This is a genomic window from Streptomyces sp. XM4193 (assembly GCF_023072595.1).
In the GTDB taxonomy this organism is placed as follows: domain Bacteria; phylum Actinomycetota; class Actinomycetes; order Streptomycetales; family Streptomycetaceae; genus Streptomyces.
The window spans coordinates 901,998-922,611 of sequence record NZ_JALLGK010000001.1; the positions used below are offsets into that span (position 1 = coordinate 901,998).

Annotated in this window: 16 protein-coding genes and 1 tRNA gene; 11 read left to right on the forward strand and 6 right to left on the reverse strand. The window is 71.3% G+C overall.

The features are described 5' to 3' along the window. The first annotated feature begins 88 nt into the window (after positions 1-88). From topA to MTQ01_RS03805, 4 genes are all read left to right on the forward strand, one after another. Positions 89-2,953: a type I DNA topoisomerase gene (topA, locus tag MTQ01_RS03790; RefSeq protein ID WP_247486832.1), complete on the forward strand. Its 2,865-nt coding sequence runs from the start codon at positions 89-91 to the stop codon at positions 2,951-2,953. A gap of 321 nt (positions 2,954-3,274) precedes the next feature. Then, positions 3,275-6,388 (forward strand): dTMP kinase, encoded by a 3,114-nt coding sequence (tmk, locus tag MTQ01_RS03795; protein WP_247486833.1) that lies wholly within the window; start codon positions 3,275-3,277, stop codon positions 6,386-6,388. Positions 6,389-6,713: 325 nt separating this feature from the next. Then, entirely contained in the window at positions 6,714-7,925 is a 1,212-nt protein-coding gene (locus MTQ01_RS03800) for a DNA polymerase III subunit delta' (RefSeq protein WP_247486834.1), read from the forward strand. A 118-nt stretch (positions 7,926-8,043) separates the two neighbouring features. Continuing rightward, on the forward strand, positions 8,044-9,633 hold the full coding sequence (locus MTQ01_RS03805; RefSeq protein WP_247486835.1) for an alpha/beta hydrolase: 1,590 nt from the start codon (positions 8,044-8,046) through the stop codon (positions 9,631-9,633). A gap of 315 nt (positions 9,634-9,948) precedes the next feature. Here the strand turns inward: MTQ01_RS03805 and trxA are convergent, their stop codons facing one another. Then, positions 9,949-10,281: a thioredoxin gene (trxA, locus tag MTQ01_RS03810; protein WP_247486836.1), complete on the reverse strand. Its 333-nt coding sequence runs from the start codon at positions 10,279-10,281 to the stop codon at positions 9,949-9,951. A 207-nt stretch (positions 10,282-10,488) separates the two neighbouring features. On the opposite strand from trxA, the gene MTQ01_RS03815 reads away from it, so the two are divergent. Next, positions 10,489-10,565, forward strand: a tRNA-Thr gene (locus MTQ01_RS03815). Positions 10,566-10,644: 79 nt separating this feature from the next. Here MTQ01_RS03815 and MTQ01_RS25235 read toward each other — a convergent pair. Beyond that, on the reverse strand, positions 10,645-10,809 hold the full coding sequence (locus MTQ01_RS25235; protein ID WP_374207590.1) for a hypothetical protein: 165 nt from the start codon (positions 10,807-10,809) through the stop codon (positions 10,645-10,647). 324 nt (positions 10,810-11,133) lie between these two features. Between MTQ01_RS25235 and MTQ01_RS03825 the strand changes: the two genes are divergently transcribed. Then, on the forward strand, positions 11,134-11,535 hold the full coding sequence (locus MTQ01_RS03825; RefSeq protein ID WP_247486837.1) for a hypothetical protein: 402 nt from the start codon (positions 11,134-11,136) through the stop codon (positions 11,533-11,535). 80 nt (positions 11,536-11,615) lie between these two features. Continuing rightward, positions 11,616-12,305, forward strand: coding sequence for a hypothetical protein (locus MTQ01_RS03830; protein WP_247486838.1), 690 nt, complete (start codon positions 11,616-11,618; stop codon positions 12,303-12,305). A gap of 62 nt (positions 12,306-12,367) precedes the next feature. Here the strand turns inward: MTQ01_RS03830 and MTQ01_RS03835 are convergent, their stop codons facing one another. From MTQ01_RS03835 to MTQ01_RS03845, 3 genes are all read right to left on the reverse strand, one after another. After that, positions 12,368-12,967, reverse strand: a complete 600-nt coding sequence (locus MTQ01_RS03835) for a hypothetical protein (protein ID WP_247486839.1) — start codon at positions 12,965-12,967, stop codon at positions 12,368-12,370. 276 nt (positions 12,968-13,243) lie between these two features. Then, positions 13,244-14,065: a DeoR/GlpR family DNA-binding transcription regulator gene (locus MTQ01_RS03840; RefSeq protein ID WP_247486840.1), complete on the reverse strand. Its 822-nt coding sequence runs from the start codon at positions 14,063-14,065 to the stop codon at positions 13,244-13,246. A 178-nt stretch (positions 14,066-14,243) separates the two neighbouring features. Next, on the reverse strand, positions 14,244-15,605 hold the full coding sequence (locus MTQ01_RS03845; RefSeq protein WP_247486841.1) for a GntP family permease: 1,362 nt from the start codon (positions 15,603-15,605) through the stop codon (positions 14,244-14,246). Between MTQ01_RS03845 and MTQ01_RS24860 the strand changes: the two genes are divergently transcribed. Then, positions 15,595-15,726 carry a hypothetical protein gene (locus MTQ01_RS24860; RefSeq protein ID WP_282613134.1) on the forward strand — a complete coding sequence of 44 codons (132 nt, stop codon included), beginning with the start codon at positions 15,595-15,597 and terminating at the stop codon, positions 15,724-15,726. The genes MTQ01_RS03845 and MTQ01_RS24860 overlap by 11 nt on opposite strands. Positions 15,727-15,811: 85 nt before the next feature. Here the strand turns inward: MTQ01_RS24860 and MTQ01_RS03850 are convergent, their stop codons facing one another. Next, positions 15,812-17,203 carry a homoserine dehydrogenase gene (locus MTQ01_RS03850; RefSeq protein WP_247486842.1) on the reverse strand — a complete coding sequence of 464 codons (1,392 nt, stop codon included), beginning with the start codon at positions 17,201-17,203 and terminating at the stop codon, positions 15,812-15,814. 215 nt (positions 17,204-17,418) lie between these two features. Between MTQ01_RS03850 and otnK the strand changes: the two genes are divergently transcribed. The 3 genes from otnK to MTQ01_RS03865 all read left to right on the forward strand — a co-directional run bounded on the left by otnK (position 17,419) and on the right by MTQ01_RS03865 (position 20,575). After that, complete coding sequence (gene otnK / locus MTQ01_RS03855) at positions 17,419-18,684, forward strand: 3-oxo-tetronate kinase (protein WP_247486843.1); 1,266 nt, start codon at positions 17,419-17,421, stop codon at positions 18,682-18,684. Between the two features lie 135 nt (positions 18,685-18,819). Further along, positions 18,820-19,506 (forward strand): class II aldolase/adducin family protein, encoded by a 687-nt coding sequence (locus MTQ01_RS03860; RefSeq protein WP_247486844.1) that lies wholly within the window; start codon positions 18,820-18,822, stop codon positions 19,504-19,506. A gap of 145 nt (positions 19,507-19,651) precedes the next feature. Then, positions 19,652-20,575 (forward strand): AEC family transporter, encoded by a 924-nt coding sequence (locus MTQ01_RS03865; RefSeq protein WP_247486845.1) that lies wholly within the window; start codon positions 19,652-19,654, stop codon positions 20,573-20,575. Positions 20,576-20,614: the final 39 nt, after the last annotated feature.

Below are 20,614 nucleotides of genomic sequence, written 5' to 3' on the forward strand. Positions count from 1 at the left end.
GACCAGCAATCCACATACGGCGTCGCCCGGGGCCCGGCGGAAGACGGGCGCCGGCGGCCCTCCACCTAGCCGAGAGAAGAGCGAGAAGTTGTCCCCGACCAGCGAAACCGCAAACGGCGGGCGGAGACTCGTAATCGTCGAGTCCCCCGCCAAGGCGAAGACGATCAAGGGCTATCTCGGCCCTGGCTATGTCGTCGAGGCGAGCGTCGGGCACATTCGCGACCTGCCGAACGGCGCTGCGGAGGTGCCGGCCAAGTACAAGGGACAGCCCTGGGCCCGCCTCGGAGTGAACGTCGACCACGACTTCGAGCCGCTGTACGTCGTCAACAGCGACAAGAAGGATCAGGTCAAGAAGCTCAGGTCGCTGCTCGCAGAGTCCGACGAGCTCTTCCTCGCCACGGATGAGGACCGCGAGGGCGAGGCCATCGCCTGGCACCTCCAGGAGGTGCTCAAGCCCAAGGTCCCGGTCCGCCGGATGGTCTTCAACGAGATCACCAAGGACGCCATCCGGGCCGCGGTGAACAACACCCGCGATCTCGACCAGAAGCTGGTGGACGCCCAGGAGACCCGCCGCATCCTCGACCGCCTCTACGGCTACGAGGTCTCGCCGGTCCTGTGGAAGAAGGTCATGCCGCGCCTCTCCGCGGGGCGTGTGCAGTCCGTGGCGACCAGGCTGGTGGTGGAGCGGGAGCGGGAGCGGATGGCGTTCCGCACCGCCGAGTACTGGGACCTCACCGGGGTCTTCCACACCGGCCGTGCCGGTGACGCCTCCGACCCGAGCAGCCTGACCGCGCGGCTCAGCGCCGTGGACGGCCGCCGTATCGCCCAGGGCCGCGACTTCGGCTCGGACGGTCTGCTGAAGACCGGCCGCGACGGCGCCCAGGCCCTCCACCTCGACGAGGCGGGCGCCCGCTCGCTCGCCGCTGCTCTCGCCGACACCGACTTCGCGGTGCGTTCGGTCGAGTCCAAGCCCTACCGCCGCTCGCCGTACGCCCCGTTCCGCACCACCACCCTCCAGCAGGAGGCGTCGCGCAAGCTCGGCTTCGGCGCGAAGGTGACGATGCAGGTGGCGCAGAAGCTGTACGAGAACGGCTTCATCACCTATATGCGTACGGACTCCACGACGCTCTCCGGCACCGCCATCACCGCGGCGCGTGCGCAGGTCACCCAGCTCTACGGCGCCGACTACCTGCCCGACAGCCCGCGCACCTACGCCGGCAAGGTCAAGAACGCGCAGGAGGCGCACGAGGCGATCCGCCCCTCCGGCGACCGCTTCCGCACTCCGGCGGAGACCGGGCTCAGCGGCGACCAGTTCCGGCTCTACGAGCTGATCTGGAAGCGCACCGTCGCCTCCCAGATGAAGGACGCGACCGGCCAGTCCGTGACGGTGAAGGTCGGGGGCCGCTCCGCCGACGACAGGGACGCGGAGTTCAGCGCGTCCGGCAAGATCATCACCTTCCACGGCTTCCTCAAGGCCTACGTCGAGGGTGCCGACGACCCCAACGCCGAGCTGGACGACCGCGAGCGCCGTCTGCCGCAGGTCGCCGAGGGCGACGCACTGCGCGCCGAGGAGCTGACCGTCGACGGCCACTCCACCAAGCCGCCCGCCCGCTACACCGAGGCGACGCTGGTCAAGGAGCTGGAGGAGCGGGAGATCGGCCGCCCCTCGACGTACGCCTCGATCATCAGCACCATCCTGGACCGCCGGTACGTCTTCAAGAAGGGCACCGCCCTGGTGCCGTCCTTCCTGTCCTTCGCGGTGGTCGGCCTGCTGGAGAAGCACTTCGGCCGTCTCGTCGACTACGACTTCACCGCGCAGATGGAGGAGGACCTCGACCGCATCGCGCGGGGCGACGCCGCCTCGGTGCCGTGGCTGCGGCGCTTCTACTTCGGCGAGGGCGAGGGCACCGAGGGCTCGGCCGCCGCCGCGGGCAACGGCGACGGCGACCACCTCGGCGGGCTCAAGGAGCTGGTCTCCGACCTCGGCGCCATCGACGCCAAGGGCGTTTCGTCCTTCCCCATCGGTGGCGGCATCATGCTGCGGGTCGGGCGCTACGGGCCGTACGTCGAGAAGCCGGGCCCCGAGGGCGAGACGGGCCATCGGGCGGATGTGCCCGACGACCTGCCGCCGGACGAGCTGACCGTCGAGCTGGCGGAGGAGCTGCTGGCCAAGCCCAGCGGCGACTTCGAGCTCGGGACGGACGAGGAGACCGGTCGTCCGATCATCGCGAAGGACGGCCGGTACGGCCCGTACGTCACCGAGGTGCTGCCGGAGGGCACGCCCAAGACGGGCAAGAACGCCGTGAAGCCGCGCACCGCCTCGTTGTTGAAGTCGATGTCGCTGGACACGGTGACCCTCGCCGACGCGCTCAAGCTGCTCTCGCTGCCCCGGGTCGTCGGCCAGGACGCCGAAGGTGTGGACATCACCGCGCAGAACGGCCGGTACGGCCCGTACCTGAAGAAGGGCACGGACTCCCGGTCCCTGGAGACCGAGGAGCAGATCTTCGGGATCACCCTCGAAGAGGCGCTGGAGATCTACTCCAAGCCCAAGCAGCGCGGCCGGGCCGCCGCCAAGCCGCCGCTCAAGGAGCTGGGCCCGGACCCGACCAACGAGCAGCCGGTCGTGGTCAAGGACGGCCGGTTCGGCCCGTACGTCACCGACGGCGAGACGAACGCGACGCTCCGCCGGGACGACGAGGTCGAGACGATCACGCCCGAGCGGGCCTTCGAGCTGCTCGCCGAGAAGCGCGCCAAGGGCCCGGCGAAGAAGACGGCCAAGAAGGCGGCGAAGAAGACCGCCAAGAAGGCTCCGGCCAAGAAGACCGCCGCCAAGAAGGCGCCGGCGAAGAAGGCCGCGGCCAAGAAGACCGCTGCGAAGAAGACGGCCACCGCGAAGGCGCCGGCGAAGAAGACCTCCGCATCGGTCGGATCGCAGGAGACGGACGCGCAGTAGCCGTACGCGCAGCAGTCGTCCGCCGCGGGGCGGACGTCGCGGTGGGCCGCCGGGATTCCACGGGGCCCGCCGCGCAGCGGTCGCGGACCGCGGAGCGGGGACCTGTAGGGGCTCTCGCGCGGGCCTCTCGCGCGGCCTCTTGTTCCGGCCTCGCGGCGACTCTCGCGCGGCCCGGGAGGGGTCCGAACGGTCGCGGGCGCCCGCCCGTCGGCAGGTTCACAACGGGCGAGGCGGACATAAGCGCACACCTTGCCGCGCCCAGCGCGTTCGGGTGGGCAGTAGCCTGCTCGGCTGTCAGTGCTTGCCGATACGCTGACCGATATGACGCGTGCAGAGCAGCCAACGGTTGTGAACCCCACCTCCGAAGCCCTGGCCGCGGAGTCCCGCGAACGTGCCATTCGGGCTCTGGTCCGCCACGCCCCGCTGCGGCGCCTGTGGAGCGCCCAGTGTGTGAGCGGCGTGGCCGACATGCTGGCGCTGTTCGTCCTGACGCTCCTCGCGATGCAGGCGACGCTGAGCGTGGTGCTCAGCGGAGGCGAGCCGGTCTTCGGCACCGGGTACAGCGGGCTCGCGCTGGTGGTCGCGGCCGTCTTCGGTACGCGACTGCTGTCCACGCTGCTCTTCGGTGCGGTGCTGCTCGGTCCGCTGTCCTCCCTGGTCGCCCCGGGCAACGCGCTGGACCGCCGCTGGACCATGATCGTCACTGACGGTCTGCGAGGCGCGCTGCTCATCGTCGCGCCGCTGTGGATCACCTGGTCCCCGGACAACGCGTACGCGATTCTGCTGATCACCGTCTTCGTGACCGGTGTCGCCGAGCGCTTCTGGACCGTCGCCGGTCAGAGCGCGGCCCCGGCGCTGCTGCCCGCGCCGCCCGCCGAGGGTGCCGCGGTCCGGCCGCTGCCGGACCACAACGACGCACTGCGCCGGCTCTCGCTGCGCACGAGCTTCCTCGCCGTCCCGGCCGCGGCCTCGGTGCTGCTGCTGGTGACGCTGCTGAGCAACCTGCTGGGGTCCGGCATCGACTGGTTCACCCAGCACCAGGCCGCGCTGGCTTCCTACGTGGCCGCCGGTCTCTTCGCGGCCTCGGTCTCCGTGCTCGTGTTCCTGCAGCTGCCGTCCACCGGCACCCCGCGTCCGCGCTCCCCGTTGGAGGGGCTGCGGCGCCCGAAGAACGCCGAGGGCCCGGACAAGGGCCGCACCGGCGCGGTCCCGCTGCTGGTGGTGACCGCCGCCGCTGTCGCCGCCGCGATCGCCGCCGCCGTGGCGGTCTCCGTGCTGCACGCCATGGGCCTGGGCGGCGGCCCGGTGACCTTCGCGCTGCTGGCCCTCGCGCTGACCGGCGGCACTGCCATCGGCATCCGCTTCGCCGGCCGCATCCTGCCGACTCTCCCGCGGCGCCGTCTGCTGGGGCTCGCTCTCATCTTCGGTGCCGGCGCGCTCATCGCCGCCGGCCTCCTCGCCGACACCGCCACCGCGCTGCTCACCGCGCTCCTCGCCGGCGTCAGCGCCGGTGTCGCCGCGCACACCGCGCACACCCTGATCGATCTGGAGGTCGAGGAGTTCCGCCGCCCGCGGATGGCGGAGCACCTGGCCGCGGTCGTACGGCTCTCGGTGGCGTTCGCGGCCGTGGCCGCTCCGGTGCTCGCCGCGCTGATCGGGCAGCACCGGGTGGAGAGCGGCAGCTTCGTGCTCGACCAGGACGGCGCGGGCTTCACCCTGGTGCTGGCCGGAGCGCTGCTGCTGCCGGTCGCGGCGCTGGTGCTCAGCCGGGTCGACGACCGAGGCGGAGTCCCGCTGCGCCGCGACCTGTTGGACGCGCTGCGCGGGGACGACCCGGCCCAGGCGCCGTCGACCACGGGCTTCTTCATCGCGGTCGAGGGCGGCGACGGCGCCGGCAAATCGACGCAGGTCGAAGCGCTCGCGACGTGGATGCGGGAGAAGGGCCACGAGGTGGTCGTCACCCGTGAGCCGGGCGCGACCGCGATCGGCAAGCGGCTGCGCTCCATCCTGCTGGACATCTCCTCCGAGGGGCTGTCCGGCCGGGCCGAGGCGCTGCTCTACGCCGCGGACCGCGCGGAGCACGTCGACTCGGTCGTGCGGCCCGCGCTGGAGCGGGGAGCCGTCGTCATCTCCGACCGCTACATCGACTCCTCGGTCGCCTACCAGGGCGCCGGGCGCGAGCTCTCCGCGACGGAGATCGCCAGGATGTCGCGCTGGGCCACCAGCGGGCTCGTCCCGCATCTGACCGTGCTGCTGGACATCTCCCCGGAGACCGCGCGCGAGCGCTTCACCGAGGCTCCCGACCGGCTCGAGTCGGAGTCCGCCGAGTTCCACCAGCGCGTTCGGTCCGGCTTTCTGACGCTCGCCGCAGCGGACCCGGTGCGCTACCTGGTGGTGGACGCCGGCCAGGAGGCCGAGTCCGTCACCACCGTCGTACGGCACCGCCTCGACCTCGTGCTGCCGCTCTCCGAGAAGGAGCTGGAGCAGCAGGAGGAGGCCCGTCGCAAGGCCGAGGAGGAGCGCCGCAGGCGCGAGGAGGAAGAGGCAGCCCGCAAGGCGGAGGAGGAGCGCCAGGAGCGGGAGCGCCAGGAGCAGTTGGCGAAGCTGCGTGCCGAGGAGGAGGAGCGGCGGCGCCAGGAGGCCGAGGCTCAGCGCCGGGCTGAAGAGGCGCGGGTGGCCGAGGAGGCCCGCCGCAAGGCCGAGGAGGCCCGCCAGCGCGCCGAGGAGGAGCGCAAGCGTCGCGAGGCCGAGGAGGCCGCGCGCCAAGCGGAGCAGGAGCGGCTGCGGCGCCAGAAGGAGGGCGAGGAGCGGCTGCGGGCCGAGGCGGAGGCGCGTCGCCTGGAGAAGCAGCGCAAGGCCGAGGAGTCGCTGCTGCTGGCCGAGCAGGCGCGGCAGGAGAAGGCCGTCCGCAGAGCCGAGGAGGAGCGTCAGGCCGAGGAGGCCCGGCAGCAGGCCGAGGCCCGTCGCGCCGAGGAGGAGCGGGGCCGTCGGGAGGCCGAGTCGGTGCTCCGCGCCGAGGAGGCTCGCGAGGCGGAGGACGCCCGTACGGCCGGTGAGGCGCCGAGTGCGGGCATGGCGGACGGCGCGGACGTGAAGCGTTCAGCGGCGCAGTCGTCCGGTTCGGACGAGGACACGGTGCAGACGCCGCAGCCCGCGGTGCCGGAGTCGGCGAACGAAGAGACCACCGTGCTGCCGCAGTTCGCCCCCGACGAGGCCGAGACCTCGCTGCTGCCCCGGGTGCCGGCCGAGGAGAGCAGCGACGACCGCACCAGAGAGCTGCCCCAGGTGGACGAGCAGGGCCGGCCGCGCCAGCAGCGTCCCCGCTCCGACTGGGCCGAGGAGACGCCGATGGACGATCTCCCCACTCTCGCGGACGAGTTGCTCGGCCCGTACGGCGAAGAGGGGAACGGCGGCTCGCGACGCGGACGCCGCTGATCCGGCGGGGCGCTTCGGCGCTCTGCCCGACCGGCGCAGGGGCGACGGTTCGGCCCGGTGCTTCGACCCTGCCGCTCGACGCGCGGGGAGGCGTTTCGTACGCCCGGAGCAGCTGCCGGTGCCGGGACCGGGGCCGGTGCTGTCGCCGTTGTCCTTTCCGGAGCGGGGTGTTCGGGCCGTCGCCCGGACTCGGCCGTAGCGGCGGGTGTGAACCCCCTGGCAGCGGACGGGAGTTCGGCGCGTCCGCGGTGAGCGCGGCGGGAAGTGTCAGTGGGGTCGCGCACAATGGGCGGCGGTAGCACGTACAGCGGTGAAGGGGCTGGCCATGGCGGTGTGGGACGACCTGGTCGGGCAGGAGCGCGTGGTGGCCCAGCTGACGGCCGCCGCGGTGGACGCGGACGCGTACGTCACCGCTGCGCGCGAGGGTGAGGAGCCGCGTACGAGCGGTTCGGCGATGACCCACGCCTGGCTGTTCACCGGCCCGCCGGGCTCCGGGCGGGCCACCGCGGCGAGAGCCTTCGCGGCGGCGTTGCAGTGCGTCGATCCGGAGCGGGCCCGGGGCGGTGCGCCGGGCTGCGGTTTCTGCGATGGCTGCCACACGAGCCTGGTCGGCACCCACGCCGACGTCGAGGTGATCCGCACCGACCTGCTGACCATCGGCGTCAAGGAGACCCGCGAGCAGGTCCGGCACGCGCAGATGTCGCCGTCCGGGGGCCGCTGGCAGGTGATCGTCCTGGAGGACGCCGACCGACTCACCGAGGGCGCGGGGAACGTCCTGCTCAAGGCGATCGAGGAGCCCGCGCCGCGTACGGTCTGGCTGCTCTGCGCCCCCTCCACCGAGGACGTGCTGCCGACGATCCGGTCGCGCTGCCGTTCCCTGTCGCTGCGCACCCCGCCGGTCGAGGCGGTCGCCGATCTGCTGACGCGGCGCGACGGGGTGGAGCCCGAGCTCGCCCACAGATGCGCGCGGGCGACGCAGGGCCACATCGGCCGGGCCCGTCGGCTGGCGACCGACGAGCGGGCCCGTTCGCGGCGTGCCGCGGTGCTGCGGCTGCCGCAGCGGATGTCCGGTGTCGGGGGCTGTCTGAAGGCCGCCCAGGAGCTGATCGACGCGGCGACCGAGGACGCCAAGCAGGTCGCGGAGGAGCTCGACGCCAAGGAGACCGAAGAGCTCCGCACCGCGCTGGGAGGCGCGGAGGGCAAGCGGATGCCGCGCGGCACCGCGGGTGCGATGAAGGAGCTGGAGGACCGGCAGAAGCGGCGCGCCACTCGTACCCAGCGCGATTCGCTCGACCTGGCGCTGACCGACCTCACTTCCTTCTACCGCGATGTCCTCGCCCACCAGCTCGGCAGCTCCACGGGGTTGGGCGCCGGCGCCGAAGTGCAGGAGGCGGTCGAGGAGTTCGCGGCGCGCGGTCGTCCCGAGGAGACGCTGCGGCGCATGGAGGCGATCCTGGCGTGCCGCGAGGCGCTGGACCGCAACGTCGCACCGCTGCTCGCGGTGGAGTCGATGACGATGAGCCTGCGCACCGGCTGACCGTTATACGCTCTTTCGGCGGCCGGGTCCGCGGAATGAAGTGCGGTCGCCGACGTGCGCGAGCGCCGGCGCCCGAGGTCCGGCGGGGTGGAGACCGATCACGTGGCGAGGGGCCAGCATGGAGATCAGCAGGCTTTTCCGTACCTCGGGAGCGCTGGCCGCGGCGGCGGTCCTGCTCGCGGGCTGTACGTCGGGGAGCTCGGGCGGTACTGACGACGCCGGTACGCCGCCGCCCGCGATGGAGCGGCAGCAGGGCACGGACAAGCTTCTGGAGCCGCTGCCCGCCGCGGTCCCGGCGAACCTGAAGCGCTACTACGAGCAGAAGCTCGACTGGGACGACTGCGGCGGCCAGGACTTCCAGTGCGCCACGCTCAAAGCGCCGATGGACTACGGGAATCCGCGCGCCGAGGAGGACCTGGAGCTGTCGGTCGTGCGCAAAAGGGCCGTCGGCGACTCGGACAGAATCGGCTCCCTGCTGGTCAACCCGGGAGGCCCCGGCGGATCAGCCGTGGACTACGTCCAGTTGGCGGCCGGCCCGAGCTTTCCCGCGCAGGTGCAGGAGCGGTACGACCTGGTGGGCATGGACCCCCGCGGCGTCTCCCGGAGCGAGCCGATCGAATGCCTGACGGACGCGCAGATGGATCGGCACACCCGGGTCGACTCCACCCCGGACACCGAGGAGGAGGTCGCCGAGCTCGTCCGGATGAAGAAGACCTTCGCCGACGGCTGCCGCAAGCGGGCCGGCAAGCTCCTCGGCCATGTCTCGACGGTCGAGTCGGCACGCGATCTGGATGTGCTGCGGGCGGTGCTGGGGGACCGGAAACTGCACTACGTCGGGTTCTCCTACGGCACGCTTTTGGGTGCCACCTACGCCGGCCTGTACCCGAGCCGGGCCGGACGGCTGGTGCTGGACGGCGCGTTGGACCCCTCGCTCGACGCGGAGCAGCTCAACCGCGACCAGACGGCCGGCTTCAACACGGCGTTCACCGCCTTCGCCGAGGACTGCGTCAAGCGCTCCGACTGCCCGCTCGGCACGAAGAGTGCACAGGACGCGGGGCGCCAACTCGGCGAGTTCTTCGAGAAGGTCGACCGCAAGCCGCTCAGCACCGGTAACGCCAAGCGTGATCTCACCGAATCGCTGGCCACCACCGGCGTCATCCTCGCCATGTACGACGAGAGCATGTGGGGGCCGCTCAGGGATGCGCTGAAGGAAGCCGAGAAGGGCGACGGCAAGAGCCTCCTCCTGCTCTCGGACAACTACTACGAGCGCGAACCCGGCGGCTCGTACAGCAACATGATGTACGCCAACGCCGCCGTCAACTGCCTCGACCAGCCCGCCGCGTTCCGCACCCCCGAGGAGGCGGAGAAGGCGGTGTCGAGCTTCGAGAAGGTCTCGCCCGTCTTCGGACGCGGCTTCGCCTACGAGGCACTCGCCTGCGCCGACTGGCCGACGAAGCCCACCGGCGAGCCGAACCGCATCGAGGCGGAGGGGGCCGACCCGATCCTCGTCGTCGGCACCACCCGGGACCCGGCCACCCCGTACGTCTGGTCCGAGAGCCTCGCCGAGCAACTCGCCTCCGGGCGGCTGCTCACCTATGAGGGCGACGGCCACACCGCTTATGTACGGGGCGGCGACTGCATCAACTCGGCGGTCAACGCCTACCTGTTGGAGGGCACGATGCCGGAGGACGGCAAGCGCTGCGGGTAGCCGCGCAGCTCCCCGCGTCCAGCTCTGCTGCCGGCAGCGCGCTGGGGCGGGGTGGGCGGCTCGCCTCGCGGCCGACAGCGCGTCCGGGCGGGGCGCAATACACGTTTGGCGGCTGCCCGCCGGTCCTCCGAGCAACGCTCGGGAAACCGGCGGGCAGCCGCCAAACCAACGTTCGGACCGGAACCGCCGTACGGGCCGGGCGACCGCAAGCCGGACCGCCGTACGGCACCGATACGACGACCGCACCGGCCCGGCCCGCTGTCGGACTCGGCCGACGGGCCCGGGATCGGCCCTGCCGGCCGATCCCGCAGGCCGTCACTGGCCGATGTACTCGCCCAGGAACTTCTCGATGCCGGCCTTCGGGCGGGCGCCGATCAGCTGGTTGACCATCTCGCCGTTGTGGAAGATCGCCAGCGTCGGCATCGACATCACGCCGTACTGCGCCACGGTGACCGGGTTCTTGTCGGTGTCCACCTTCACGACCTCGATCTTGTCGGACTGCTCCTCGGCGATCTTCTCCAGCGCCGGAGCGATCTGGCGGCACGGACCGCACCAGGTGGCCCAGAAGTCCACCAGCACGGGCTTCTCGCTCTTCAGGACGTCCGCCTCGAACGATCCGTCCGTCACATCCTTCAGGGTGCCGGCCACAGTCGTCTCCTCTGCTCGTTGCGTGCACTTCCGTGGGGCGGGAAGCCGCCGTACACACGGCACAACGGAACCCCGGGAGCAGATATTCCCCCACCCCACACGGGGTGTCCAACACCCACCTCAGCGCCGCCCGCCCCCGGTCCGAGCACCCCCGGCGACTGTGTAGACTTGTCCCCGGCTGCGACCGCCAGACGGTCCCACGCCTCCGCCGCCTTAGCTCAGTCGGCCAGAGCGACGCACTCGTAATGCGTAGGTCAGGGGTTCGACTCCCCTAGGCGGCTCCAGCTAAATCCGCTGGTCACAGGCCAGTTGATCACTGCCCGTTCGGAATCTTCCGAGCGGGCAGTGCGCTTTTTGTACACCTCATTTCGATAACGCTGCCCCGGTGAGTGACGCACTCAGCTTGGCGAGCGCGGCGGCTCGGCCGACGTCGAGCGCGTCGGCGACCTCGTCGAGCCGGTCCGGCCACAGGTGGCCGTAGATGTCGAGCGTCATCGCCGCCGACTTGTGGCCGAGCATGATCTGCACGACCTTCGGGTCGGCGCCGGGCGGCGATAGCGAGTGACGCGGCCGTGTGGCGCAGCTTGCGCGGCGTGATGCCGAGGCCGTCGAGCCCGGCCTCTTTCACCGCCGGGTCGAACACCCGGGATCGGAAGTTCGCGTACTGCATCGGGCCGCCCTCGGGTGCGATGAACACCAGGACATCGGGGCGCCGGCCGTCGACGAGGTCGGGCAGCTCGTCAGCGAACGAGCGGAGGAGCGGCACCGAGCGCTTCTCGTGGTTCTTCACCGGGCCGCGCGCGGGAGAGGCAGCATTCTGGGTCTCTCATCATCCAGGACGGAGGCGGACAGATGACGCTCAGGTTCATCGGTACGACGTCGGAGCATGGCAACTGCCCCACGCTGTACGGGGTCGTCGAGACGGGCGAGATCCTCGTTCAGGGCGAGATCGAGGCGGACCCCGAGCATCTTGCGCAGCTTCGGGACGTGAAGCCGAGCGAGACGTTCGTGCGTGTGCCGCGGGAGTTGCTGACGCGGTTCGCACCGAGGGACGTTGAGCCGGACGCCGAGCAGCAGGTGAAGGAGTGGCGCGCGTGCCTCGCCGTCGGCTCGCTGTCAGACCCCGGCGCTAGCCTCGTCAGGTGGCAAGCAAATACTCAGAGCGGACGATCAAGCTGCTGTTCGGTGGGGCATCTCAATGTGCGCACCCCCAATGCGACGCCGGTCTGCTGTACAGAGAGCGGGGACACCTGACCGTAGTGGTGCAGATCGCGCACATTAGGTCAGAGAAGAAGAACGGGCCGCGCCACGACCGCACGTACCCCAAGGAGTTGGTGAACAGCTTCGAGAATCTCCTGCTGCTGTGCGGTACACACCACCCGCCTGTCGACCAACACGACTCTGCGTACACGGTCGAAGAACTGGAGGAGTGGAAAGAGGGGCAGATCGCACAGAGCGGAACCCATCTCTCGGCTGCTGATTCCGCCGAGGTGTTCGACCACATTCGGCGGAGCCTGGCTCAACTGACTCAGGTAGACGTTGTCGTCGAGTTGCGCGTTGGTCGCATGGCGGGTGGTGGGATGGTGTTGGGCGCGCTGAAGTCGCTGAGGAGGGTGACCATTTCGGAAGACGGCGGCGCCACCTACGTTGCGGTGCAAGTAGACAACCGCGGGTTCGTTCCTGTGACCGTGAATGCAGCGGGACTGGAATTCTCGTACCAACGTGGTCCGGAGCACGACACGTTCCATCTATTCGATACGTGGGTCGATACCAAACGCGGGCGCATAAGTCGCGGCGCTGGGCGCCTTTCTCATCATGACGACATGACGTGGATCTGCCAGTCTGACTCGGTGTATGCCGGCCTGCGCGAGCTGCTCGTACGCTACGGATCTTTGCCCTGCTACGTTCGACCGTTTGCTGAGCTCGCCACCCTTGACCCTGTTAGATCTGACGAGTGGTTGCCCCTTACGGACTTGGCGCCGTATCTCTTGCCTGACGACCACCCTGACGCGCCGTTCACGTAGCACTCGTGATTTTGGAAGCCTGGCGTTCGTTCGATCAGTAAAACCGAAGAGCACGGCGCCGGTCACGAGCCGACCAACTCGGCTTGGATGCGCTGCGCGCGCGGCTGGCCGATCGAGTACGTATTGCGCAGGGTGTGAATCGACGGCGGCCGGCCGCCGTCGAGCAGCGTCGCGAAGTCGTCGCGGGCCGTGGCCGTCAGCTCGTCCTGGTCGTCGTGCGGGTGCGGCGTATCCCACGTACCCGAGCCCGTATCCGGGGCGGGTACGTCGTCGTCGGTCCGTTCGTGTTCGTCCTGGTCAGGGGTCGGATACACGGCCGGGTACGGGCGGGTGAGCGGCACCTCGTGAAAGCTCGCGCACGGGCCGAGGGCCGGCAGCACGGGCACCTCGTCGACCCGCGCGGGCGCCGGGTCGTCGCGGTGCACCTCGGCCGCCGGGTACGCCTCGGGTGCCGCGGATACGGCGGGCGCCGGTAGGTGCTCGCTGAGTCGGTGCACGCGCCACAGAACGAGCGGTGCGATAGCCGAGACGGCGACGACGAGCGGCACGTTCACCGGCAGTAGCCCGACCTCGACGAGGTGGCTTGCCCCGTTCACGGCGATCAGCACGGCGACGACGACCAGGACGTCACGGCGGGCGCGGAGTGCGGCGAGCGCGTACACGTCGAGGGAGACCGGGGCACCGGCTCGGACGCCGCGCAGCGCCTCGTCAGCCTGCGAGATGGGCGCAGGGGCGAGCGGCCCGCATCTTCGGCGGGAACGTCTCGGCGGCGGAACGCTGCTCGCGCAGGATGCTGGATTCGGCGCGCAACCGGGCGCGCATCGCTGCGTCACCCCGCCCCGTACGCGCACCAGCGGTCCCGCCGGGAGGCAGCCACCTGATCGTCCGGACGAGTCGTGTACGCACGGGGGCGGTGGTGCCAGTGGTGTCGGCGTGGGTCAGGGGGAGTTGGTGGGTGGGGTGGGGAGTTCGGCGACGAGGGTGTCGATGTCCTTGGCGGCCAGGGCGTCGCGGGCGGTGGTGGGCAGGCCGGCGTCGGTGACGATCGCGTCGAAGTCCTCCAGCTCGGCCACCCGGTACATGCCGAACGAGCCGTACTTGGCGCTGCCGCCGACCAGTACGGTTCGGGCAGTGCCGGCCATGGCGGCCCGCTTGACCTCCACCTTGGCGGCGGACGGCGTGGTGACGCCGTGCCGCAGGTCCCAGGAGCTGGTGGAGACGAAGGCGATGTCCAGCGCGAGTTGGCCGAGGGTGGCCGCGGCGAGGCCGCCGACCGCGGAACGGTTCGCGGGCTCGACCCGCCCGCCGGTGTGGATGACCTCCACCTCCGGTGTGGCCATCAAGGTGGCCGCGGCGGTGAAGTCGTTGGTGACCACGGTCATGCCGCGGCGCTTGACCAGGTGGGGGATCAGCGCCTGGCAGGTGGTGCCGGCGTCGAGGTAGACGGTGGTGTCGTCGTGCAGAAAGGTCGCCGCCAGCTCGGCGATGGCGAGCTTGGCCGGGGTGTCCATGGTGCTCTTGTCGGCGAGGCTCGGCTCGTGGTGGAGCTGGCCCGCGATGCGTACGCCGCCGGGCACCGAAACCGCCCTGCCCTGGCGTTCCAGGGCGGCGATGTCGCGACGGACCGTCATGTGCGAGACGTCGAGCAGCTCGGTGAGCTGCTGGACGCTCAGCACGGTGTGCTCGCGCAGCAGCGTGACGAGCAACTCGCGGCGCTGGTCCGGGATGAGGGTGGCGCCGCGGCTGTCTTCGGGCGGCATGCTTCCTCCAGTGCGAGTGCGAGTGCGAGTACGGGTGCGAGCGGGTGTCGGGGTGGGTGCTGCTCGGGGTGCGGAGTTGCGGACGGTGTGGGCCGGCCCGCTGCGCTCTCCGTCGGCCGGGTGGGTCGAAAGAGGGCGGCGGGCCGGCGAGTTCGCCCGATCGAGCGTCAGGACTTCGTCATATCAAGCCGAGAACGTACAGCACATAGACGATCGCGCCGCCGGTGACCCCGGAGAGGGCCGAGGCCACGCCGATCGAGCGGACGCCCTGGCCCACCGTCATGTTGGAGAGCGTGGTGGTGACCCAGAAGCCGGAGGAGTTGGCGTGCTTCATGATCTGGGCGCCGGTGCCGCAGGCGAGGTAGACGGCGAGCATCGAGACGCCGAGTCCTTCGGCGAGCGGCTCCATGATGGCCGCGGCGGTCATCACGCCGAGGATGTTGGAGCCGGTGATGGTGCAGATCGCGGCGGCGACCAGGAACGGAACGATGATCGGGGAGAGCCCCCAGTCGCTGATCACGTCGGCGACCGATTCGGCGACCTCGGTGTCGCGGATGATCGCGGCCAGCGCACCGCCGACGCCGGTCAGGGCGACCGGCATGGCGGCGAGGCGCAGTCCCGCCTCGAAGAGGTCGTTGACGGTCTCCTTGTCGCGCCAGCGCCCGCCGAACAGGGGCAGCGCGGCCAGGCAGCCGATGAAGAGCGCCAGCGTGGGGTTGCCGACGAAGGCGACGATCGAGCCGAAGACGTTGTCGATCTCCAGCATGTCGACGACGTAGGAGCTGATGATGATCAGCACGATCGGCAGCAGTACGGGCGTCAGGGACATCCACAGGGCGGGGAGCTTCTTCTTCTCCTCCGGCTCGGCGTCGGTGCCGCCGGACCCGCCGCCGCGGGTGAGGTGGGCGACCAGCTCGGGCTTGGGGTCCACATGCGTCTTGATGGTGAGCAGGTAGAGGGTGGCGACCAGGATGCTGGGGATGGCCACGGCCAGGCCCCAGAGCATCGCCTCGCCGAAGTCCACGCCGAGCATCGCCGAGGCGGCGAGCGGGCCGGGGCCGGGCGGCACGAGCGAGGTCATCACATAGGCGCCGATGTAGAGGATCGGGCCGAGTCGCATCATCGAGATGTTGGTGCGGTACGCGAGCGCGGAGACGACCGGGATGAGCATCACGACGGCGGTGTCCGCGATCAGCGGGATGCCGAGCACCATGGAGGCCAGGGCGACGGCCCACGGGGCGCGCTTGCTGGGGAAGAGGGTGAGGGCGCTGAGCGTGATGCGTTCCGCGGCGCCGCTCAGCTCCAGCATCTTGCCCAGCACACAGCCGAAGATGACCAGGAGGCCGACTTTCGCCAGGGTGCTGCCGAACGCCTCGGTGACCAACTCCATGGTCTTGGCGCCGCCGATGCCGAGGCAGAGGCCGAGGGTGACCACGATGATGAAGAGCGTGGCGACCGGATGGACCTTGAATCTGGCGATCAGCAGCACCAGCACCGCGATCGCCACCGCGAACGCGATGAGTGTGTAGATGTCGGACATGGCTTACCTCTCGGCGGTGCGGGACCGGGCCGGCCCGGTGGTGCGGGTGGGGCCGGAGTGGTGGTGCGTCATGGGCGGCGGCGTGGCCGTTGCCGATGGGCGCTGGTTCGGCGGTGGGTGAGGCGGTGGGGCGCTGACACGGTGTTGCCGGACGGGGGAGGGGCGTGCGGGGCCCGGGGGGCAGGGCCCCGCACGCGGTCGGTGGTTCAGGCGGCGGTGGTGTCCCGACCGGCCTGCCAGGCGGCGAGCAGTTCGGGGTCGACGTCGGCCAGATCGTCCAGGGTGATCAACGAGCCGTCGGCGATCTCGCGGGCGGTGGTGCTGCCCGCGACGAGATAGAAGGGTGCGGCGTCGGCCGGGACCGCGTCGGCGTCGCAGAGCACGGGGGCGACGCCGCGTACCTCGTGGTGGTGGCCGTAGAGGGTGAGCTCGGTGCCCGGGGCGAGATCGCCGTCCGCGCGACCGGCCAGCACCGCGTACTGGTGCGGCGTACGGGGTGAGACGGCGGCGCCCTCCACGACCGCGCGGCGCAGTGTGGCCGGCGTCTCCACGCCCATGGCGTGGTACGGGAGATAGAGGCAGCCGTAGCGGCCGTCCCGGCTGACCAGGTGGCCCTTGGCTCGGAGGGTCTCCCAGGTCTGCGCGTCGTGGGTGCGCACCACCGCGAAGACGCCACCGGCGAAGCTCGCCTCGTCGGGCAGGCGCAGCACGCTGAAGACGTCCAGCACACCGTCCCGTTCGCGGATGCCGCCGTGGTCGCGGTGGGCGTAGACGTCGGCGAGCTCGGAGACGCGGGCGACGGGGTAGTGGAGTTCGGGGCGGTCGGCGGTGAAGCCGGTGGCGGAGGCGACCACGGCCATCTCGCAGTGGTCGGCCGCCGCGGAGCGCTTGAGGCCGCGAACCGCCTCGGCCCGGGCGGCGAGGGTGGCGCTGGGGTCGTCGCCGAGGCGCAGCAGGGCGCCGAGTTCGGGGGCGGCCACGGTGGTGTCCAGCTGGGAGACGGTGCCCTGCTCGGGGTCGTAGACCAGGTCGTACTCGCTGGACTTGCCGAGCGCGACGATGTCCAGGCCGAGGCCGGCCAGGCGCTCGTACCAGAGGATCAGGTTCGCCGGCTGGTCGCCCTCGGCGGGGGTGTAGACGAGGCCGCGGTCGGCGGCGATGGCGGCGAGGCCGACGCCGGCCACCGAGTCGACCTCCTTGCTGACCATGGCGACGTGTCGGTCCTCCAGCAGCGCCTGGCGGGCGGCTCGGTAGCCGGCCGCGGGGCTTCCGGTGGCCTCGACCAGGATGTCGAAGTCGGCGCCCGAGAGCAGTGCGATGTCGGCGACCACGGCGATGCGGCCGGTGGCTGTCGCCTCGGCGACCTGCGCGGGCGTGCTCGCGGTGACCAGTGCGTCGGCCGGGTGCCCGAGATCGGCGGCGAGTGCGTGGACGCCGTCGGTGTCCCGGTCGCACAGGACGGTGGGGCGGATGTCGGCGGTGAGGCGGGTGGTCGCCAGCAGCGTACGGGCGAAACCGCCGCACGCGCCGGTGAGGGCGAAGGTGACCGTGCGGCCCTGCGGCGCGGTGCCCGCGGTGACGGGGTGAAGCGGAGTCATCAGGAGCCTTTCGACGGACTCGGTGCGGCGGACCATCACGGACGGCCTCGAAGCGGGAACGTAACTTCGATTAACATCTGCGTCAACTGTAGTAACATAAACTCACAGACTTGAGCGGCTGGGTCTACCGCGGTACGAGAGGTCCACTCCTCCGTGCACGCGACCGCGCACAGCCGTAGGACATGACAACTCTTCGTGACGAGGACGGGTGACGCATGGTCACATGGGGTGGAATCGCCGACGACTTCACCGGTGCCACCGACCTGGCCGGCAACTGGGTCGCACGCGGGCTCCGTACCGTGGTGACTCTCGGCGTCCCGGACGCCTCGGACCGGGCGGCGCTCGCCGACGTGGACGCGGTGGTGGTCGCGCTCAAGTCCAGGACCGCCCCGGCCGACACGGCCGTCGGCGAATCGCTGGACGCACTGGAGGCGCTGCGCGGGCTCGGAGTCGAGCACATCCACCAGAAGTACTGCTCGACCTTCGACTCCACCGCGACGGGCAACATCGGCCCGGTCGCCGACGCGCTGATGGCGGCGCTCGGCACCGAACTCGCCGTGGTCGTGCCGTCGTTCCCCGCGACCGGGCGGACCGTCTACCGCGGGCATCTCTTCGTCGGCGACCAACTCCTCTCCGACAGCTCGATGCGCCACCACCCGCTGACCCCGATGACCCGCTCGGACCTGCCCGGTCTGCTCGGCCCGCAGACCGCGCACCGGGTCGCGGCGATCGGGCTGCCGGTCCTGCGAGCCGGGGCCGAGCGTCTGCGGGCCGAACTGGACCGGCTGCGCAGGCCGAACGACCCGGTGCTGGTGGTGGTGGACGCCGTCGACGAGGACGACCTCGCGGTGATCGCCCGGGCCACCGCCGACCACCCGCTGGTGACCGGTGGCTCCGGGCTCGCCCTCGGGCTGCCGCCGGCCGCATCCGCCCACGAGGCGATGCCGGTGGAACCGGGCCACCCGCTGATCCTCGCGGGCAGCGCCTCCACCGCCACCCGGGCGCAGATCGCCCATGCCCGCCAAGCCGGCACACCCGCCCGGAAGTTGGACATCGACGCGCTGCGCGAGGACCCCGGCGCCGCCGTCGCCCGGCTGGTCGACGAGGTCACCGCGCACTGGGCGCAGGCACCCGACGCTCCGTTCCTCATCCACGCGGTGGAGAGCGCCGAGGACATCCGCCGGGAGACCCCGGAGGGTGCGCGCCCGGCGGGAGAACTCGTCGAAGAGGCGCTGGCCGAGTGCGCCCGGCGGCTCACCGCAGCCGGGGCACGCAGGCTGATCGTCGCCGGCGGCGAGACCTCCGGCAGCGTGGTGCAGGCCCTCGGCGTACGCCGCCTGGAGCTCGGCCCGCCCCTGGCCCCCGGCGTCAGCTGGGCCCACGGCACCGCCGGTGACGGACGCGCGTACAACCTCGCGCTGAAGTCGGGCAACTTCGGAGCCACCGACATCTTCACCGAGGGCTGGCGTGCTCTCGGCTGAGAACAGACCGCCGCCGCGGGCCACTTCCCGCCGTCGGCGCCGCCGCGCCCCGTACCCCCTTGCGTCTCACGCACCTCACGCGCCTCTCCGTCGGGGTGCCCGAGAGGCCGAGCACCCCCACCTAGGAGCCCGAACATGACCGACCCGCGCACCGAACTCGTGGCCGCGGGCCGCCGCCTGAGCGACGCCGGACTCAGCCCGGGCTCCTCCGGCAACCTCAGCGTGCGCATCGGCGACCGCATGTACCTCACGCCCACCGGCAGCGCCCTCGACGCACTGGATGCCGAGCAGCTCTCCGTGCTGGACGCCACCGCGGCGCCCGGCACCCCGCTGGACCGGGCCCATCTGGCGGGGCCGCGGCCCTCCAAGGAATTCCCGCTGCATCTGGCGCTCTACCGCCGCGACCCGGACGCCACCGCCGTCGTCCATCTGCACAGCGCCCACGCCGCTGCCCGCTCCTGCCTGCCCGCCTGGTCGGAGCAGAGTGCGGTACCGCCGCTGACCCCGTACTTCGTGATCCGGGTCGGTCAAGCGCCACTCATCCCGTACGCGCCACCCGGCGATCCGGACCAGGCGCAGGACCTGGAGGCGCTCGGCTTCCCCTTCCGGGCGGCGCTGCTCCAGAACCACGGGCCGGTGACCTGCGGCCGCGACATGGCGGAGGCGGTGGACGCTGCGGTCGAACTGGAGGAGACCAGCCGGTTGCTCCTCCTCCTCGGGGCGCAGCAGCCCCGGGTGCTGACGCCCGCGGAAGCGAGCGCGCTCGCCGAGCGGTACGGCACCCACTGGACGCCGTCGTCGGCCGAACCGCTCCAGGTGTGAACGGAGCCGGGCGGCCCGGGCGGTGGCCGGTCTGGCCGCGGGCCGGGCTGCCGGTCGGCTGTGCCGGGGTGTGCTGCCTGTGGGCGGAGTGATCTGTGCGGCCGGAACTGGCCTGTCGAGTGCGGAGCGGGAGGAGTAGCGGGACGTGGGTGGAGTGGTCGCCGGGTTCGCGACGATCGCACTGATCGTCCTCGTCGGCTATGTCGCCGGCCGGCGCGAGGTGTTGGGGCCGGACGGCCCACGGGTGCTGTCGCGGCTCGCTTTCTCCATCGCCACCCCGGCGCTGCTGTTCACGGTGATGGTGGACGCCGAACTGTCGGACGTCTTCTCCGCGCCGCTGCTGGTCATCGCGCTCAGCACGATCGGCTGCGCGCTGCTCTTCCTGATACCTGCCGTCCTGCGTCGGTGGAGCGTCGGCTACTCCACGATGGGTGCGCTCTGCGCCAGCTACGTCAACGCGGGCAACCTCGGCATCCCCATCTCCTCCTACGTGCTGGGAGACCCGTCGCTGGTGGCGCCGGTGATGCTCTTCCAGATGCTGCTGGTCTCCCCGGCGGCCCTGACTGTCCTGGACCTCACCACCGCCGAGGGTGAACGCCCGGGAGTTCTGCGGCAGTTGACCACGCCGGTGCGCAACCCCGTGGTGGTCGGCTGCCTCGCCGGGGTCACGGTCAACGCCACCGGCCTGACCGTGCCCGGTCCGGTGCTGGAGCCGATTGCGCTGATCGGCGGGATCGCGGTCCCCGCCGTACTCCTGGCGTTCGGCATCTCGCTGAACGGCCGCACCGTACCCGCGCGTGGGCCGGACCGAGTGCCGGTGCTCCTTGCCGTACTGCTGAAATCCGCGGTCCAGCCGCTGCTGGCCTGGGCCATCGGGTACGGGCTGTTCGGCCTCACCGGCTCTGCGCTCTTCACCGTCGTGGTGCTGGCAGCGCTGCCCTCCGCGCAGAACCTCTACACCTACGCGCAGCGCTACGACACCGCCATCACCCTCACGCGCGACGCCGTGCTGCTGTCCACCGTCCTGGCCGTGCCCGCCCTCGTCGTGGTGACCCTCCTGCTCAGCTGACGCAGCCCCGGCAGCCGACGGGAGCGCCTCCGCGGGCGG

What these genes read in the sequence shown, in the direction of transcription:
- MTQ01_RS03840 (WP_247486840.1), bottom strand. Translation starts at nt 14,065, where the DNA reads ATGCCGCCCGAAGACAGCCGCGGCGCCACCCTCATCCCGGACCAGCGC.
- MTQ01_RS24860 (WP_282613134.1), top strand. Translation starts at nt 15,595, where the DNA reads ATGTCGGACATGGCTTACCTCTCGGCGGTGCGGGACCGGGCCGGCCCG.
- MTQ01_RS03805 (WP_247486835.1), top strand. Translation starts at nt 8,044, where the DNA reads ATGGAGATCAGCAGGCTTTTCCGTACCTCGGGAGCGCTGGCCGCGGCG.
- MTQ01_RS03860 (WP_247486844.1), top strand. Translation starts at nt 18,820, where the DNA reads ATGACCGACCCGCGCACCGAACTCGTGGCCGCGGGCCGCCGCCTGAGC.
- MTQ01_RS03850 (WP_247486842.1), bottom strand. Translation starts at nt 17,203, where the DNA reads ATGACTCCGCTTCACCCCGTCACCGCGGGCACCGCGCCGCAGGGCCGC.
- tmk (WP_247486833.1), top strand. Translation starts at nt 3,275, where the DNA reads ATGACGCGTGCAGAGCAGCCAACGGTTGTGAACCCCACCTCCGAAGCC.
- MTQ01_RS03800 (WP_247486834.1), top strand. Translation starts at nt 6,714, where the DNA reads ATGGCGGTGTGGGACGACCTGGTCGGGCAGGAGCGCGTGGTGGCCCAG.
- MTQ01_RS03845 (WP_247486841.1), bottom strand. Translation starts at nt 15,605, where the DNA reads ATGTCCGACATCTACACACTCATCGCGTTCGCGGTGGCGATCGCGGTG.
- MTQ01_RS03825 (WP_247486837.1), top strand. Translation starts at nt 11,134, where the DNA reads ATGACGCTCAGGTTCATCGGTACGACGTCGGAGCATGGCAACTGCCCC.
- otnK (WP_247486843.1), top strand. Translation starts at nt 17,419, where the DNA reads ATGGTCACATGGGGTGGAATCGCCGACGACTTCACCGGTGCCACCGAC.